Raw genomic sequence first — 15,671 nt, 5'->3', positions numbered from 1 at the left:
TCTATTAAAAAAACCTGATTTGACCACTTAAATATAAGTTGGAGAAAATTGTTTTTGTCTTTGAAATAAACTAAAGGCAGCTTCTTTTTATCTAAAGGTCGTTTTACTTGATAAAAGGTAATAGTGGCTAAAAAAGAGTAATTAGTGAATAATTCGTGTGTTAAGTACTTTTAATAATGTTATTAACTCTAGTGGGTGAGATTTTTCTTTGTCGTTCGGAATGAGGTTTTTCTTAACGACTTAGATTTTACATAGCATACTCTTTTTTCTTAGCTATTTTTCTTTTTCCATTGATGAAAATCCTTCAGCTATGCTCAGGATAAAACAAGACAAAAAATCTAGTTTTAACCAGCTTGCTCTTAAAAATAATTTTATAGCTGTCAGTCATTACATTTGCTTGATAATTTTTTGTCTTTTGTCTAGGAATGACCGTTTTTTTGATTTGGTCGGAAGGATGCTTTTAAATGATTTTTTAAGAAAAGCTTACAAAAAATGTGTAGTACATCGAACTTCTTTAGTTTTGTACAAAGATTAAGCCGTCACTTTTGTATTTACAAAGTTAAAACGTACCAAACCGTCTTCGTCAATTTTCGTTAAAGTAATCGTGTGTAAGGTATTGACTAATTCAGGATTCCAAGGAGTTTTTACTTTTACATAGTTTTCGGTAAATCCATGGATATATCCCTCTTTGTTTTCACTTTCAAATAGTACGGTTAGGGTGTTTCCAAGTTGACTTTCATAAAAAGCTCTTCGTTTTTTAACAGACAATCCGCGTAGCATTTTACTACGTTTTGCACGTGTTTTTTTAGGTACCACATCGCTCATTTCAATAGCTTCTGTATTGGGTCTTTCAGAATAGGTAAAAACATGCAGATACGAAATATCTAAATCGGCTAAATAATTGTACGTTTCTAAAAATAATGCATCGGTTTCTCCTGGAAACCCTACAATAACATCTACACCAATACAAGCATTGGGCATTACTTCTTTAATTTTAGTAACTCTATCGGTATACACTTTTCGTAAGTAGCGACGCTTCATTTTTTTCAATAACTCATCACTACCAGATTGTAGTGGAATGTGAAAATGCGGAACAAACGTGTTTGAATTTGCAACAAATTCAATCGTTTCGTCTTTTAATAGGTTGGGTTCAATAGAAGAGATTCGTAAACGATGAATGCCTGTAACTTTATCTAAGGCTTGTACCAACTCTAAAAATGTATGTTCGTGTTTTTTGTTTCCGAATTCCCCTTTTCCGTAGTCGCCAATATTAACTCCTGTTAACACAATTTCTTTGATTCCTTTTTCAGAAATTTCTTGCGCATTTTTCAATACGTTTTCTAAGGTATCACTACGTGAAATTCCACGTGCTAGCGGAATCGTGCAATAGGTACACTTATAATCGCAACCATCTTGCACTTTTAAGAAAGCACGTGTACGGTCGCCAATAGAGTAGGAGCCTACATAAAAATCGGCATCTTCAATTTCGCAAGAGTGTACTTCGCCAATGTCATTTTTGGTTAAGTCGTTAATGTAGCTAGTTACGTTGAATTTTTCAGTAGCTCCTAGCACTAAATCTACCCCATCAACGGCAGCCAATTCTTCGGGTTTTAATTGTGCATAGCATCCTACGCCAATTACAAAAGCCTCTTCATTTTTCTTTAATGCAGCTTTTACAATACTTTTAAAACGTTTGTCAGCATTGTCTGTTACCGAGCAAGTATTTATTACATAGATATCTGCCTTTTCTTCAAATTCAACACGCTCAAAACCTTCATTGACAAAGTTTCTGGCAATGGTTGAAGTTTCAGAAAAATTTAATTTACAACCTAGGGTGTAAAAAGCTACTTTTTTATCTGCATTCATCTTATCGCTGTCCTAAATAAAAAACAAAAGCCTTGTACAAGTCTTTAATTTTTAAGAAGTTCGTATCGTTTATTTAATCAATTACTGTTTTAAACAGTTTTGGGTTTGCAAAAGTACGATAATATTCATGATTTTTGAAACGAAAAGATTACTTATTCGAAAGCTTCAAGTTACTGATATAGAACCTTTTTATGAGTTAGAAAGGAACCCGAACGTATTGCAATACGCTACTGGAGAACCTAAAAATTTAGAAGAGAGTAAAGAGGATTTACAACAGTTAATAGCACGGTATACGCATAAAGAAAACGATTTTTGGATTTATGCCGTAGAGCGAAAATCAGATACTCACTTTTTAGGTACGGTTGCTTTGGTAAAAGATGACGAAGGTACTGATGAAATAGGATATCGATTCATAGAACGGTATTGGGGCAATGGTTATGCGACTGAACTTTGTGAAGGGTTGATACGGTATTGCAGGTCGATAGGAATGAAAAAACTTGTTGGCTGTGTGGTAGATGAAAATATTGCCTCAGCTAAAATATTGGAACGCTTTCATTTTGTTGCGATAGCAAAATTTGTAAGTGACGATATCGGCTTGCCAGAAACTAAATATGAATTGAATTTATGATAGTTAATAGAGAAGAGAGCAGAGAGCAGAGAGGAGAGAGCAGAGAGCAGAGAGCAGAGAATGGGTTGGTTAGAGTGTCGTTGAGACCATTTTTTCGTTTCCCGCTTTTCACTTATCACTTATCGCTTTCCACTTATCGCTTTCCACGTTCCACTTATCGCTTTTCACTTTTCATTGTTCACTTTTTATTATCCACTTTACTTGTATTCATTTCCTGCGGAAAAAAAACAACAAGATTCAACGATTCGCAAGTGTTTCGTTACAACGAGCACTCCAACATCACTTCTCTCGATCCTGCTTTTGCCAAAGATCAGCGAAATATCTGGGCTGTACATCAGCTATACAACGGGTTGGTAGCGTTGGACGATAGCTTACAAGTACAACCTTCCATAGCTAAAAACTGGACCATTTCTGAAGATGGAAAAATCTATGAGTTTCATCTTAGGAACGATGTGTTGTTTCACAAACATAAACTCTTTGGAAACGATTCAACAAGGAAGGTTGATGCCCAAGATTTTGAATATTCTTTTCGTCGCTTGCTCGATAAAAATGTAGCTTCTCCGGGTGGTTGGGTATTGCAAAATGTAGCTAGTTTTAAAGCGAAGAATGATTCAACATTCACGATTCATTTAAAACAAGCTTTTCCGCCTTTTTTAGGTTTGTTGGCAATGAAATATTGTTCGGTTGTTCCCAAAGAAGCTGTTGATTACTTTGGAAGCGACTTTAGAGCAAATCCGATAGGTACAGGACCTTTTCAGTTTAAATTATGGGTAGAGAATACGAAGTTGGTATTGCGAAGAAATCCGCTGTATTTTGAAAAAGATACCAACGGAAAACAGCTTCCGTATTTAGAGGCTGTGGCAGTTACTTTTTTACCCGACAAACAAAGTGAATTTTTACAGTTTATTCAAGGGAATATCGATTTTATGAAAAGTTTAGATGCTTCGTATAAAGACGATATTTTACATACTGATGGAAGTTTGAAAGAAAAATATATACCTACTATTAACATGCAAAAAGGGGCGTATTTGAATACAGAATATTTAGGAATTTATTTGGATGGAGCAACGGAATACCCGACAAAATCAAAACTAATACGACAAGCCATAAATTATGGTTTTGATAGGGAGAAGATGATTAAATTCTTACGAAATGGAATAGGGAGTCCTGCCACAAGCGGATTTATACCCAAAGGTTTACCCTCGTTTAATAAGCAACAAGGGTATTCGTATAAACCCGAAGAAGCCAAGAAGTTGGTGGCCCAATACAAACGAGAAACTGGAGATGAAAATCCACAAATAACTATTACAACCAATAGTAACTATTTAGATTTGTGTGAATTTATGCAACGAGAATTGCAAAAAATAGGCATCGCTACAAAAGTAGATGTGATTCCGCCTTCAACATTGCGTCAGGGAAAAGCAAACGGAAAGCTGCCTATTTTTAGGGCTAGTTGGATTGCCGATTATCCCGATGCTGAAAATTACCTATCACTTTTTTATAGCAAAAACTTTACGCCTAACGGACCGAATTACACACATTTTAAAAATGATTTTTTTGATACTTTATACGAGCAATCTATTAAAGAAGTAAGTATCGAAAGGCGATATGAACTCTATCAGCAGATGGATAGTATTATTATTGCTGAAGCACCTGTTGTACCATTGTATTACGATGAGGTAATTCGTTTTACACAGAAAAATGTACATGGGCTGGGAATCAATCCTATTGATTTGTTGGATTTAAAAAGAGTATATAAGCAAGAGTAACTTTCAGGTTATAAAATATGTTCTCAAGTAAGTTGATTAGAAGAAGTTTTTAAACTAAGTTTAGGTTCTGAACCAATGATATATTGAGATTCGATAGTCATAGTTTTATCTTTGTTTTCAGAAACATCTTTAATATATTTAGGAATGGTTAAACCGCTTTCGTTCAAGGTTAGTTGTATGTCTTTATAGATAGTAATTTCTGTCATCACTACAATTTCACTTGCTGTAGAAAGCTCTTTATCGGTTAGTACTGTATGTCTTTGTGCAAAATCTAATTTACCAGAGGTTTTATCGATTATCCAATCGTTAGATTTCATCGCTTGTTTGCTAACCTCGAATACTTTATGGTGTTTTTGATAGCGTTTTTGTTGCGTATCAAGCTCATCAATACCCTTGATTCTTGTACCGATAAATAAGTCTATTTTTTCGGGGATAAAGACGGTGTTTGGATGCGCTTGTTTTGTTAAGTTATAAAATATAGATACTTGTTGTTCTTTGTCTAATGCAAGTTGCATCGTTTCACTTACAATAATGTCTGGACAAGCGTTGGTGGGTATTGCATATTTTGTAGCATCATCATTTATAAAGGTAATATTGCAAGTTTCTATGTTTAGTTTTTTTATTATTTCTTTTAAGCTTTTAAAACTCAAAGGGTTTATTTCTAATAAATCGTAATGTATGTTGTACTCGGCATACTTTACCATAAGAGGCAATAGGAGTGTTGCAAAAGGTCCTGTACCAGCGTATAGAATGCGAAGAGTATCTTTTTGGTGCATCTGATCTTTTATAGCCATATCAATTCCTCTGATAAACTTCTTAGTCCTTAGCATATCGTCAATACATAGCATCGCCCATTTTGTGCCAATAGCTACTCCGTTTTCAAAGTAGATATGGCTTTTACAATCCTCTTGTTCCATGTCACTCTCAATACTTTGTAGTAACATATTTTTATATTCTTTAATAGCAGCAGATAGCTTCAAATAATCTGTAGTATCTTCTAAAAAAACAGATGCAATACGGAGTAATTCTTTTTTTAAATTCATAATGCTTCTATAAAATAATGTTACTCTTTTGATAGTTTTAATACCTGTTGTTCTAATTCTAAAATTAGCTGCGTGGCCGCTGGTGTGTTTTGGAGTTTTAATTCTTCAATCATCAAACGCATTGTTTCTGGCGACTCAGTTTTTTTGGGTATAGGTTGAAAACTTTCTTTTGAAGCCAATGAAAAGAATAACTTATCTGACCATTCATTTCTTTCAAAATCGATAACTAAATGCACACGATCTTCATTTCCATAATTGCTAACGGAGTGGATATAGTTTACGTTTGTATACCAACATTCTCCAGAAAGCATGCACAACTTTTCATTATTTAATATGAACTGAACCTTATTGTTGGTTATAATGGGAATATGTAGGCGAAAATTACCGTCTTCATATCCTAGTTTATAATCTCGATGAGGTTTTATTTCGGCTCCTACGCCCAATCGCAACAAACGAGCTGATAAAATAGGGCATTGAATTGTGTTTATTACTTTTTTAAACTCACTACAATTTTTCATTATAGGAGTTTCTAAAATGGCTTCATTATGGTTGAGAAAAGCAAAAATATTAGAAGCGTCACCATTGCTAGCATATAGCGGAATGGCTTTCCACTCACCCTCATATCCATCGGTGTTAAAATGAGGAACCCAATGTTGATTGACCACCAAGGAATAATCGTGTAAAAGTTTGTTGGTATCAAATTGAAAAGGAAGTTGTAGGTATGAGGTAGTGGTCATTATATACAGGTGTCTAGTGCAATTATAAATTATGAGTTGCGAATTATGAATTTTAACTATAAAAACTAAAAATAGTACTAGTTGCGTTACTTGATGTATTGTTGTAAATAACCTTAGTTAAGAATGCCATAGGATAAATTTTTAGTTCATTTATATTTTATACCAAACTCTTTAGATAATAGTATCAATTTTTCATTAAAATCATCTTAATAAAAAAACTACTGCAAGTTACAGTAAAGTTACAATACTATTTCATTCATTTGTAATGAACGTTCATTTTTAAAGAACAAGTGAAAAAATAGATTGGGTAAAAATAAAAAAGTAGCCTTGTAAAAGGCTTTTTTACGGTATTTCTTATTCTTTCAGTAATTGCTTTTTTAACGTCTTTGGGGTAACTTCTTTTTGCGTGGAAAACATTTACCATTGTTTCACTAAAATGCTGCTCATATTTTTTCAATAAGATGTTTCTAAAGTAATCACATCATCAGAAAAAGAAAGTCCTGTTAATTTGTGATTGTCTAGCAAGGTAGCACCAAATTCTTTTGCTTTCTGGGTGATCAGGTTGTCAAAAGAGTCTCTCATAATCATAGAAATGGTTGGATCTTCTCTATGTGTTTGAAAATGTAGTTTTTTTCCTAAATAAATATCTACCGTGTGAAATTCTTTTTCCACGACCTCCTTAATGTCAAAAGGAAGATTTTTACGACCTCTAAAAACAAAACCTCCACCGCATGTTTTATAGCGAGGTAGTGTTTCTTTTTCAATAATTACTGTTGAAATCCCATTTTGAGCGAGGTAAAAAGCCGCAGAAGCACCAGATGGTCCACTTCCTACAATGGCAACATCATAATGTTGTGTCATAAATAGTTGTTTTATGAGAGCGGTAAAAATACACTTTTAAATCAGAAAAAATAATTTTTACCAGTGTAATCGGGTCATAATAGGGTAGTGGTCTGAGAATTCTATATCGCTGTAGGTTTTGAATTGATTGATCGTGGCTTCGGTGTCTGTAAGCATAAAGTCGATACGTACAGGATAGATGTAACGAAAAGATTTCCCTAACCCGATACCACATTCAATAAAAGCATCTTTTTTATCGTCTGCCAACTGTTTGTATGCCCAAGAATAGGCGGTGTTATTAAAATCGCCACAAATTATTTTTTTATTTTTCCATGCGTACTCATGTTGTAAAATAAGCTCAACTTGATCCACCTGTTTCACAAAACCATTCTCTAAACGTTTTAACAAACGCTCTGAATTTTTTTCTCCAAAGTTTTCTTTTTTAGGATTTATTTTTAACGATTCTAAATGTACGTTGTATACCCTAATAGTATCTGTATTTACAGCAATATCAGCGAAAATGGTATTGTTAGCACTGTGTTCAAAATTTAACGAACCTGTATTTACTATTGGATGCTTTGAATAAATAGCAAGTCCGAATTTATCTTTATCGCTTTTTGTCTTGATATATTTATGGGGAAGACGAATATCTAACAATTCAGAATTATAAAATTCTTGTATGGCAATCACATCTGGGTCTTCGTTATTAATAAACTCGTAAATTTTTTGTTCCGTGGTAATCTCTTCTTCGTGTCTGTAATGGTTAAACAAGCGAACATTGTAACTCATCACTTTTAAATCGTTATTCAGTATCACTTCTTTATTAGAAAATTTAATAAGCGGAGATGTGGTAAACCATCCGATAACCAGCACAAGAAGAGACACCAAGATATTCTTGTGTAATTTAATAAGCCAGTACACAAAAAAACAACCATTTACAATCATTAAAAGAGGTACAAATAAACTCAAAACAGATAGAATAGGAATGGTTTTAGGTGATATAAAGGGTAAGGCATACGACAGCAACAGCAGTGCTGCAAATACTGAATTTATAAAAAATAAGATTTTATGTAGTATCGAATATTTTTTCATTTAATTTTTCCCTTGTTTAAATAAAAACTCCTTTTCATCTTTACTCAACGTATCATATCCTGATTTGCCAATTTTATCTAAAATAGCGTCAATCTTTTCTTGATTTTTTGTTTTGTTAATAACACTTTTAGATGTTTTATTACTAGATGTTTTATTACCAGAATTGTATACGGTTGTAAGTTTTTGATCCTTTTTTTTAAAAAGTTTATTTATAGCGGTAAATATATCCAATTCTTTGTTACTGGCACTGCGCACATAAAAAAAACCGAATAAAGCACCTCCTAAATGTGCTAAGTGCCCTCCAGCATTTCCTGTAGGTATTTGAATGATATCAAAAGCTATCCACACACAAGCCAATACCCATAGTTTAACAAAGCCGATGAGCGGGAATTTTAACTCGTAATTCGGCATGTAGGTAGCAATACCAATAAATATGGCAGAAATTCCTGCGGAAGCTCCTAACAAAACACTATCGTCTATATCGCCTGAAAAAACAGGAAAAAAATTGTAACTCGCCATAAAAACAACACCGCCAAACAACGTTCCTAATACATAAAAATTGAGCAGTTGTTTTGAAGTAAAATAGTGCTTGAATAAGTTGCCAATATAAAACAAGGCGATTAAGTTAAATAGAATGTGTAAAAAGTTGGTGTGTAAAAAACCGTAGGTAATAATCGTCCAAGGTTTTACGATAAAATCATCAAAACTAGCGGGTAAGGTAAACCATTTAACTAAAAAATTGGTGTTTGATTTAAAGAAAAATCCAAACACATTCGCAAGGTGTACGAGTAAAAAACCAGCTAAGTTTATATGGATTAGTTGTTCAACAATTCCTGCATTTTTAAATCGATATTTTATATTTTCAAGTAGCGTCATTTTATATGAAATCTTTTTACAAAAGTAAAATTAACGGAATTTGAATTGATTTTTTTCCAGTATTTTATGAGTATATACCCAATAATCATACCGCTTAGGTGTCCTAGATGAGCGATGTTATCCCAAGAAAATCCAGCTAGTTCCATTGTCAATTCATACACAATAAGTAATGGTATAAAGTATTTAGCTTTTATAGGGATTGGGATGAAAATTAACATTAATTCTACATTTGGAAATAAAACCCCAAATGCCATGAGTAGCCCTGAGATGGCGCCTGATGCACCTAAAGTAGGGGTGTTTATTAAGGCGTTTAAATTAGCTAAATTTTCATCAGTAAAATTTTTGCCATTCATAATAGCTTCTGCTCCTTTTGTTAAAACTATATTAATTTCTTCGGCTGAATAATCATCTATAACGTATTGAATTTGAATATACTTAATTAAAAGATAAAGAATAGCGGATCCAATTCCAGTTAGAAAATAGAAGGTAATAAATTTTTTTGTTCCCCAAACGCTTTCAAGTGTACTACCAAACATCCATAAGGCGAACATATTAAATAGAATATGAGAAAAGCTACCATGCATAAACATCGATGTAGCAACTTGCCAGTATTTGAAAAATGGACTTTCAGTTGAGAATAGAGAAAACCATTCGATTAAAATTCTACTATCTATTATATAATAAGTAGCTATAAAGAATAAAGTATTTATTATTATCAGGTGCTTTACAGCTTGTGTTAATTTAGGCATACTGTTTTTTATTGGTTAAAAATAGTGTCTATTTCGTGTAAAGTTAAGGTTTTAAACGTAGGTTTACCAAAGGGTGAAACAGAAGGTTCTTTGCAAGAGAATAAATTATTGACAAGATTTTCTTGTTCTTTAGCGTTTAAAGAGGTCCCTGTTTTAATAGCTAACGATTTGGCAAATGATTTCGCCATAACATCAAAATGACTAAAGCTGGTATCGGGTACTTCAAGCTTCATATCGTCTAACAATTGCTCTAAAATAAGGGTAATTTGACTTTCGCTAATCGAAGTTGGAATTCCAGCAATGACTACACTTTCTTTCGTAAACTCATCAAACATAAAACCAGCACTTTCTAAATCGGCTTTAATACTGTAAATCATTTCTATGTCTGCCGAAGAAAAAGAAATATTCACAGGGAATAACAATTGTTGGCTACTTGCTTCTTTTACGGTGATATTCTCTAAAAACTCTTCATACAAAATACGTTGATGTGCCAACGATTGGTTGATAAGTACTACTCCAGATTTGATAGAACTTAACAAGTATTTTTTTTGAATTTGGAAGGTTTTTCCAGTTTCGGTTTCTTGTTCAACTTCAAAGAGCTGCTCTTGTGTATCAGGTTCAGTAGTATCAATATTTGCGTACAATGCTTCCCAGCTTCCTGTGTCTTTTTTAAAATTAGATTGGTAACTGTGCTTGCTGTTACCTTTTGATAAATTACCAGAACTAGAAGTTTCTTGATAATTTGTTTCGGTTTTAAACGGATTAAAGGTTGGGTCTACCGTAATGGGTGGTACCGAAGTACTACTTTTTTTACTGTAATTATAAGGCGTGTCTAACGAAGCATCCCTGTCAAAATCTAATACGGGTGCTACATTATACTGTCCCAAGCTGTGTTTTACAGTAGCACGTAAAATTGCGTATAAGGCTTTTTCATTATCAAACTTCACTTCTGTCTTGGTAGGGTGAATGTTTATATCGATGGTATTTGGTGGTACTTCTAAATATAAGAAATACGACGGATGTGCCCCATTCTCAAGCAAGCCTTCAAAAGCATTTACCACAGCATGATTCAAATACGAACTTTTTATAAAGCGATTGTTCACAAAAAAGAATTGTTCGCCACGTTTTTTCTTGGCAAATTCAGGTTTTGCAACAAATCCGTTTACCGTCATGATATCCGTTTGCTCGTTAATAGGAACCAATTTTTCATTCATTTTAGCCCCAAAAATGGCAACAATGCGTTTGCGAAGGTTGCTCTTTTTTAAATGATACACTTCGTTGTTATTGTGATGCAATAAAAAAGAAATGTTAGGATGGGCTAGCGCTACACGTTGAAATTCGTCGACAATATGACGCGTTTCAACAGTGTCTGATTTTAAAAAGTTACGACGAGCAGGTATGTTAAAAAACAAGTTTTTAACAGCAATGCTAGTTCCTTTTGCAGTAGCAACTACTTCTTGAGCAGTAACTTCGCTACCTTCGATTTTTAGTAGCGTACCTAATTCATCGTTTTCTTGTTTTGTTTTTAGTTCAACATGCGCAATGGCGGCAATAGAGGCTAAGGCTTCACCCCGAAATCCTTTGGTACTTAAATTAAATAAATCTTGTGCGTCTTTAATTTTTGAAGTAGCATGACGTTCAAAACTCATGCGAGCATCGGTAGCACTCATTCCTTTTCCGTCATCAATTACCTGAATTGATGTTTTTCCAGCATCTTTTAATAGCAGTGTAATTGAAGTAGCACCTGCATCAATGGAGTTTTCTATCAATTCTTTTACGACAGAGGCAGGACGTTGAACGACCTCTCCAGCAGCAATTTGATTGGCAACATGATCAGGAAGTAGTTGTATAATATCAGACATCAGTTATTTTTTAGAGAAAAAGATGGAAAGATCAAAATCAATCAAAAAAAGAAAAATAAAGGTTAAAACCAGCGCAATAATTACTACAGTTTTATTTAAGGTATACCCCGACTCTTTAAATTCGTTGAAAGCGGCATTGAATTTATTTTTCAAACCTTTTTTCTTTCCAATAGTAGTTCTGTATGCATCAAACTTTTGTTTTATTTCATACGGATTGTTTTCTCCTTCATAATAACGAGGTTTGTAATCAAATTTTTTGTTTTCTCTTTTTATAAATCCCATAAAAATGTAGCTTCTTTAGTAGCTTAGATGGCACAAAAATCACACCAAATAAGACGAGGTTCAAAGTTACTGAATTATAGAGAGGTGGTCAAAAAAAGTATATAAATTAAAAGCATCAAGCGCATAACTGCTTTGATGCTTTTACTAATGTATGAAAATTTTAAATTTCTTTTTTGTTGAGGTTTTTAAAACCCTAATGAATTTGAAGGGCGTTTTTGATTTTTTATGGCTGCCATTTTAACTGCGGCTACGGCACATTCAATTCCTTTATTTCCTAGTTTTCCACCTGAACGGTCGATTGATTGTTGTTTGGTATTGTCTGTCAACACACAAAAAATAACAGGTACGTCGTATGCAATATTTAGGTCTACAATTCCTTGAGTAACTCCGTCACAAACAAAATCGAAATGTTTGGTTTCTCCTTGAATTACATTGCCAATAGCAATGATGGCATCTAATTTTTGGGTTTCAATCATTTTTTTACACCCGTACACCAGTTCAAAACTACCTGGAACTTCCCAAGAGATTATATTTTCTTCTGTTGCTCCACAGTCCAACAGGGTTTCAAGAGCACCTTTATGAAGGTTTTTAGTGATTTCAGGATTCCATTCTGAAACAACAATCCCAAATCGAAAAGGGTTCGCATTTGGGATTGTTGCTTTATCGTAATAAGATAAATTTGTTGTTGCCATTTTTATAAGCTTGAAAGTTGAAAGAGTTAAAAGTAGAAAAACAATTCTGAACTAGAAACTCAAAACCTAAACTAAAAAGGAATTACTGAGCGTATTTTGCGCTATTGATATATTTTTCAATATCTCTTCCTTGATCAGAATTAGGATATTTTTCTTTAATGGATGTATATAATTTTTCAGCTTTACCATACTTTTCTAAAACCATGGCAATTTGTGCAGCCTTGAATAAGAATAAAGGTGTGGTAAACTGATTTTCTTTTTTGTTGGCAGCTTGTTCGTAATAGTCTAAGGCATCTTCTAGCTGGTTAATATCAGCAAAAGCATCACCAATAGCACCTAAAGCAGTAGGACCTAATAACTCATCGTCAGAACTAAAATTACTTAAATATTCAATAGCCTCTTCGTATTTTTTCATTTTTAAGTAAGAAATTCCAGCATAGTAATTGGCTAAATTTCCTGCTTTTGTACCACTAAATTGATCTGCAATATCAATAAAACCATATTTTCCATCTCCACCTTCTAGACCTAAATTGTATAAAGAATCAGCAACGGCACCAGCTGAGGTACGTGCTTTATCAAAGAAAGTACGAGGGTATGCTAATTCGTTAGAAGCTTGTTGTTGTGTTGGTTCAGCAATAAATTTGTTGTACGCTAGGTACATTAAAATTAAAGCTGCAATAGCTACCAATCCGTAAAATAATGGCTTGCTGTTCTTTTCAATCCATTGCTCTGATTTATTCGCTGTATCATCTAAAGTATTAAATACTTCAGCGGTAGTACTTTGCGTTTCGTCAAAATTTTCCTCTACTTCTTTAGTTACCTTTTCTTTCTTAGGTTTGTAACCTCTTTTCTTGTATGTAGCCATAATTGCTTAAAAAATTAGTGGCGACAAAAATAGTTTTTTTAATTGGATTTTAAAAGTCGTTTTTTCGTAAATTTTCAATAATTTGCGCTTTCTTTTTAGAAACAACACGTATTCATGTATTTGCAAAAATTATCGTTGGTTAACTTTAAGAATATCAAATCACAAACGTTTAATTTTCAAGAAAAAATAAATTGTTTTGTGGGAAATAATGGTGTTGGAAAAACTAATGTCTTAGACGCCATTTACTATCTGTCTTTTGCAAAGAGTTATTTTAATTCGGTTGCAGGGCAGAATATTCGCCATGGTCAAGATTTTTTTGTGCTTGAAGGAGATTATGTTTTGAATAATCGACAAGAAAAAATTATTTGTTCTTTAAAAAGAGGACAAAAAAAGGTGTTAAAGCGTAACGGTAAAGCCTATGAAAAGTTTTCTGAGCATATTGGTCAACTACCGTTGGTTATTATTTCTCCTGCAGATAGAGATTTGATTGTAGAAGGTAGCGAAACGCGACGTAAATTTATAGATGGAGTTATTTCTCAACAAGACAAACATTATTTGCAAGCGTTAATTTCATACACGAAAACGGTAAGTCAACGAAATGCACTGTTAAAATATTTTGCGGCGAACAGAACTTTTGATGCTTTGAATTTGAAAGTATACGATGAGCAATTAATTGAGTACGGAACGATTATTTATAATAAAAGAACCGCTTTTTTAGAAAAATTTGTGCCTATTTTTAATGCAAAACATCAAATCATATCAGGAGCCAATGAAGTGGTGAATTTACGCTATAAAAGTCAGGTGCACGATATGCCTATAGAAGGTTTATTACAACAAAGTTTAGAAAAAGATAAACTGTTACAATATACTTCTGCTGGGGTACATAAGGATGATTTAGGTTTTGAAATTGAAGGGTATCCTATCAAGAAGTTTGGTTCGCAAGGCCAGCAAAAATCGTATTTAATAGCGTTGAAATTAGCTCAGTTTGAATTTATTAAGCAGCAATCGAATGTAACTCCAATTTTGTTATTAGATGATATTTTTGACAAGCTAGATGAACATCGTGTTGCCCAAATAGTTGATTTAGTTGATAGTAATGAATTCGGGCAGATTTTTATTACTGATACCCATGCCGATAGAACAGAAGAGGTGATTAAAAAGAGTAACAAAGCATATCAAATTTTTAAATTATAACGTTACTAACAGTAAGATGGCTTTGCTTTATAAAAAAGAAGATTGTTGTATTACAATAACAATAAAGAAAAATCATGGCTAAAAGAGAGAATGATAGCTTTTCGATAAAAGATTTAATGGGGAGTTTTATTCAGGAGAATAAAAACTTAAAAAAGGGGTTTCAAAAAATTCATATAGATGAAGCTTGGGAAAAACTCATGGGTGCTGGTGTCGTATCGTATACCAGTGAAGTAAAATTGCAAAATGGCACCTTAGTCGTGCGTTTATCATCTTCTGTTTTAAGAGAAGAGTTAAGTTATGGGAAAGATAAAATTATCCGAATGCTTAACGAAGAAATGGGGCAAGAGTTGGTTAAAAAGTTGTTGTTGGTTTAACCGAAGGTAATGGTTAAGGGTTTGATTTTTATAGGTTTAAATAAAAATTCTTGCATGTTTTTTTGAATCCCCAGTATCAGAATCGAACTACATTTAAAACAAAAAACTCGCCACATTTCTGTAACGAGTTTTCTATATCTAATTATCTAAATTAAAGATTAAAACATTTCTCTACCTGAAAAATGAAAAGCACCTTCAATAGCTGCATTTTCATCAGAATCAGAACCGTGTACTGCATTTTCTCCGATAGAAGTAGCGTACAACTGACGAATGGTTCCTTCTGCAGCTTCTGCTGGGTTGGTAGCACCGATTAACGTTCTAAAGTCTTCAACTGCATTGTCTTTTTCTAAGATAGCTGCGATAATTGGTCCGCGAGTCATAAATGCTACCAATTCACCAAAGAAAGGACGCTCGCTGTGTACTCCATAAAAAGTTTCAGCATCACGTTGCGTCATTTGTGTTTTTTTCATAGCTACGATTCTAAATCCCGCAGCATTAATTTTTTCTAAAATTGCACCAGTATGTCCGTTTTCAACAGCATCTGGTTTAATCATTGTAAAAGTTCTATTTGTTGCCATTAGTACATGTAATAATATCAGTAAATGATAAATTTCTTAAATATTGTCTATAGTTATCTATAAAATCGCCGCAAAAATACACTTTTTAATGTGAACCACAAGTTAAGGATATACTTCATTGATTTCTTGTAAGGTAGTGTTGTTTGTTTCCTGTAATCTTTAATAAAGGTTCGATAGCCAAGGAATTAATTACCAAAGGCTTGCCTCGAAATTATTAAATATTT

16 protein-coding genes are annotated in these 15,671 nt (G+C 33.3%); 4 read left to right on the top strand and 12 right to left on the bottom strand.

Translation table 11 applies throughout. The features are described from left to right. Window positions 1-531: 531 nt before the first annotated feature. Window positions 532-1,866 carry a tRNA (N(6)-L-threonylcarbamoyladenosine(37)-C(2))-methylthiotransferase MtaB gene (gene mtaB / locus P8625_RS05360; RefSeq protein WP_279652451.1) on the bottom strand — a complete coding sequence of 445 codons (1,335 nt, stop codon included), beginning with the start codon at window positions 1,864-1,866 and terminating at the stop codon, window positions 532-534. A gap of 127 nt (window positions 1,867-1,993) precedes the next feature. On the opposite strand from mtaB, the gene P8625_RS05355 reads away from it, so the two are divergent. Further along, window positions 1,994-2,494, top strand: a complete 501-nt coding sequence (locus P8625_RS05355; protein ID WP_279652450.1) for a GNAT family N-acetyltransferase — start codon at window positions 1,994-1,996, stop codon at window positions 2,492-2,494. 173 nt (window positions 2,495-2,667) lie between these two features. Beyond that, a complete protein-coding gene (locus tag P8625_RS05350; protein ID WP_407704772.1) occupies window positions 2,668-4,263 on the top strand; it encodes an ABC transporter substrate-binding protein in 1,596 nt (531 codons plus the stop codon). 23 nt (window positions 4,264-4,286) lie between these two features. Here P8625_RS05350 and P8625_RS05345 read toward each other — a convergent pair whose 3' ends face one another. From P8625_RS05345 to P8625_RS05300, 10 genes are all read right to left on the bottom strand, one after another. Further along, window positions 4,287-5,306: an SAM-dependent methyltransferase gene (locus tag P8625_RS05345; protein WP_279652448.1), complete on the bottom strand. Its 1,020-nt coding sequence runs from the start codon at window positions 5,304-5,306 to the stop codon at window positions 4,287-4,289. A gap of 20 nt (window positions 5,307-5,326) precedes the next feature. Next, window positions 5,327-6,043, bottom strand: coding sequence for an aspartyl/asparaginyl beta-hydroxylase domain-containing protein (locus P8625_RS05340; protein ID WP_279652447.1), 717 nt, complete (start codon window positions 6,041-6,043; stop codon window positions 5,327-5,329). A gap of 453 nt (window positions 6,044-6,496) precedes the next feature. Then, entirely contained in the window at window positions 6,497-6,934 is a 438-nt protein-coding gene (locus tag P8625_RS05335) for an FAD-dependent oxidoreductase (RefSeq protein WP_407704771.1), read from the bottom strand. Window positions 6,935-6,961: 27 nt separating this feature from the next. Further along, window positions 6,962-7,975, bottom strand: a complete 1,014-nt coding sequence (locus P8625_RS05330) for an endonuclease/exonuclease/phosphatase family protein (RefSeq protein WP_279652446.1) — start codon at window positions 7,973-7,975, stop codon at window positions 6,962-6,964. Beyond that, window positions 7,976-8,851, bottom strand: coding sequence for a rhomboid family intramembrane serine protease (locus P8625_RS05325; protein ID WP_279652445.1), 876 nt, complete (start codon window positions 8,849-8,851; stop codon window positions 7,976-7,978). Then, window positions 8,848-9,600, bottom strand: coding sequence for a rhomboid family intramembrane serine protease (locus tag P8625_RS05320; protein WP_279652444.1), 753 nt, complete (start codon window positions 9,598-9,600; stop codon window positions 8,848-8,850). The genes P8625_RS05325 and P8625_RS05320 overlap by 4 nt, the downstream gene beginning before the upstream one ends. 8 nt (window positions 9,601-9,608) lie before the next feature. Then, entirely contained in the window at window positions 9,609-11,462 is a 1,854-nt protein-coding gene (mutL, locus tag P8625_RS05315; RefSeq protein ID WP_279652443.1) for a DNA mismatch repair endonuclease MutL, read from the bottom strand. Between the two features lie 3 nt (window positions 11,463-11,465). Beyond that, complete coding sequence (locus tag P8625_RS05310) at window positions 11,466-11,744, bottom strand: riboflavin synthase subunit beta (protein WP_279652442.1); 279 nt, start codon at window positions 11,742-11,744, stop codon at window positions 11,466-11,468. Window positions 11,745-11,929: 185 nt separating this feature from the next. After that, a complete protein-coding gene (ribH, locus tag P8625_RS05305) occupies window positions 11,930-12,436 on the bottom strand; it encodes a 6,7-dimethyl-8-ribityllumazine synthase (protein ID WP_279652441.1) in 507 nt (168 codons plus the stop codon). Between the two features lie 82 nt (window positions 12,437-12,518). Then, window positions 12,519-13,301 carry a tetratricopeptide repeat protein gene (locus P8625_RS05300; protein WP_279652440.1) on the bottom strand — a complete coding sequence of 261 codons (783 nt, stop codon included), beginning with the start codon at window positions 13,299-13,301 and terminating at the stop codon, window positions 12,519-12,521. A gap of 114 nt (window positions 13,302-13,415) precedes the next feature. Between P8625_RS05300 and recF the strand changes: the two genes are divergently transcribed. Both recF and P8625_RS05290 read left to right on the top strand, forming a co-directional pair. Then, window positions 13,416-14,495, top strand: coding sequence for a DNA replication/repair protein RecF (recF, locus tag P8625_RS05295; RefSeq protein ID WP_279652439.1), 1,080 nt, complete (start codon window positions 13,416-13,418; stop codon window positions 14,493-14,495). A 74-nt stretch (window positions 14,496-14,569) separates the two neighbouring features. Beyond that, complete coding sequence (locus tag P8625_RS05290) at window positions 14,570-14,869, top strand: DUF721 domain-containing protein (protein ID WP_279652438.1); 300 nt, start codon at window positions 14,570-14,572, stop codon at window positions 14,867-14,869. Between the two features lie 158 nt (window positions 14,870-15,027). Here the strand turns inward: P8625_RS05290 and P8625_RS05285 are convergent, their stop codons facing one another. After that, window positions 15,028-15,447 (bottom strand): nucleoside-diphosphate kinase, encoded by a 420-nt coding sequence (locus P8625_RS05285; protein ID WP_279652437.1) that lies wholly within the window; start codon window positions 15,445-15,447, stop codon window positions 15,028-15,030. Between the last annotated feature and the right edge of the window lie 224 nt (window positions 15,448-15,671).

The sequence above is a fragment of the Tenacibaculum tangerinum genome, assembly GCF_029853675.1.
Lineage (GTDB): Bacteria > Bacteroidota > Bacteroidia > Flavobacteriales > Flavobacteriaceae > Polaribacter > Polaribacter tangerinum_A.
Note: the sequence above shows the minus strand (reverse complement) of the source record. Positions and strands in the feature narration are given on the sequence as shown.

Excerpts from the sequence above, each read along its gene's own strand:
- P8625_RS05320 (WP_279652444.1), bottom strand. The coding sequence starts at position 9,600 with ATGCCTAAATTAACACAAGCTGTAAAGCACCTGATAATAATAAATACT.
- P8625_RS05290 (WP_279652438.1), top strand. The coding sequence starts at position 14,570 with ATGGCTAAAAGAGAGAATGATAGCTTTTCGATAAAAGATTTAATGGGG.
- ribH (WP_279652441.1), bottom strand. The coding sequence starts at position 12,436 with ATGGCAACAACAAATTTATCTTATTACGATAAAGCAACAATCCCAAAT.
- P8625_RS05310 (WP_279652442.1), bottom strand. The coding sequence starts at position 11,744 with ATGGGATTTATAAAAAGAGAAAACAAAAAATTTGATTACAAACCTCGT.
- P8625_RS05330 (WP_279652446.1), bottom strand. The coding sequence starts at position 7,975 with ATGAAAAAATATTCGATACTACATAAAATCTTATTTTTTATAAATTCA.
- P8625_RS05285 (WP_279652437.1), bottom strand. The coding sequence starts at position 15,447 with ATGGCAACAAATAGAACTTTTACAATGATTAAACCAGATGCTGTTGAA.
- P8625_RS05300 (WP_279652440.1), bottom strand. The coding sequence starts at position 13,301 with ATGGCTACATACAAGAAAAGAGGTTACAAACCTAAGAAAGAAAAGGTA.
- P8625_RS05345 (WP_279652448.1), bottom strand. The coding sequence starts at position 5,306 with ATGAATTTAAAAAAAGAATTACTCCGTATTGCATCTGTTTTTTTAGAA.
- recF (WP_279652439.1), top strand. The coding sequence starts at position 13,416 with ATGTATTTGCAAAAATTATCGTTGGTTAACTTTAAGAATATCAAATCA.
- mutL (WP_279652443.1), bottom strand. The coding sequence starts at position 11,462 with ATGTCTGATATTATACAACTACTTCCTGATCATGTTGCCAATCAAATT.
- P8625_RS05355 (WP_279652450.1), top strand. The coding sequence starts at position 1,994 with ATGATTTTTGAAACGAAAAGATTACTTATTCGAAAGCTTCAAGTTACT.
- P8625_RS05325 (WP_279652445.1), bottom strand. The coding sequence starts at position 8,851 with ATGACGCTACTTGAAAATATAAAATATCGATTTAAAAATGCAGGAATT.
- P8625_RS05340 (WP_279652447.1), bottom strand. The coding sequence starts at position 6,043 with ATGACCACTACCTCATACCTACAACTTCCTTTTCAATTTGATACCAAC.
- mtaB (WP_279652451.1), bottom strand. The coding sequence starts at position 1,866 with ATGAATGCAGATAAAAAAGTAGCTTTTTACACCCTAGGTTGTAAATTA.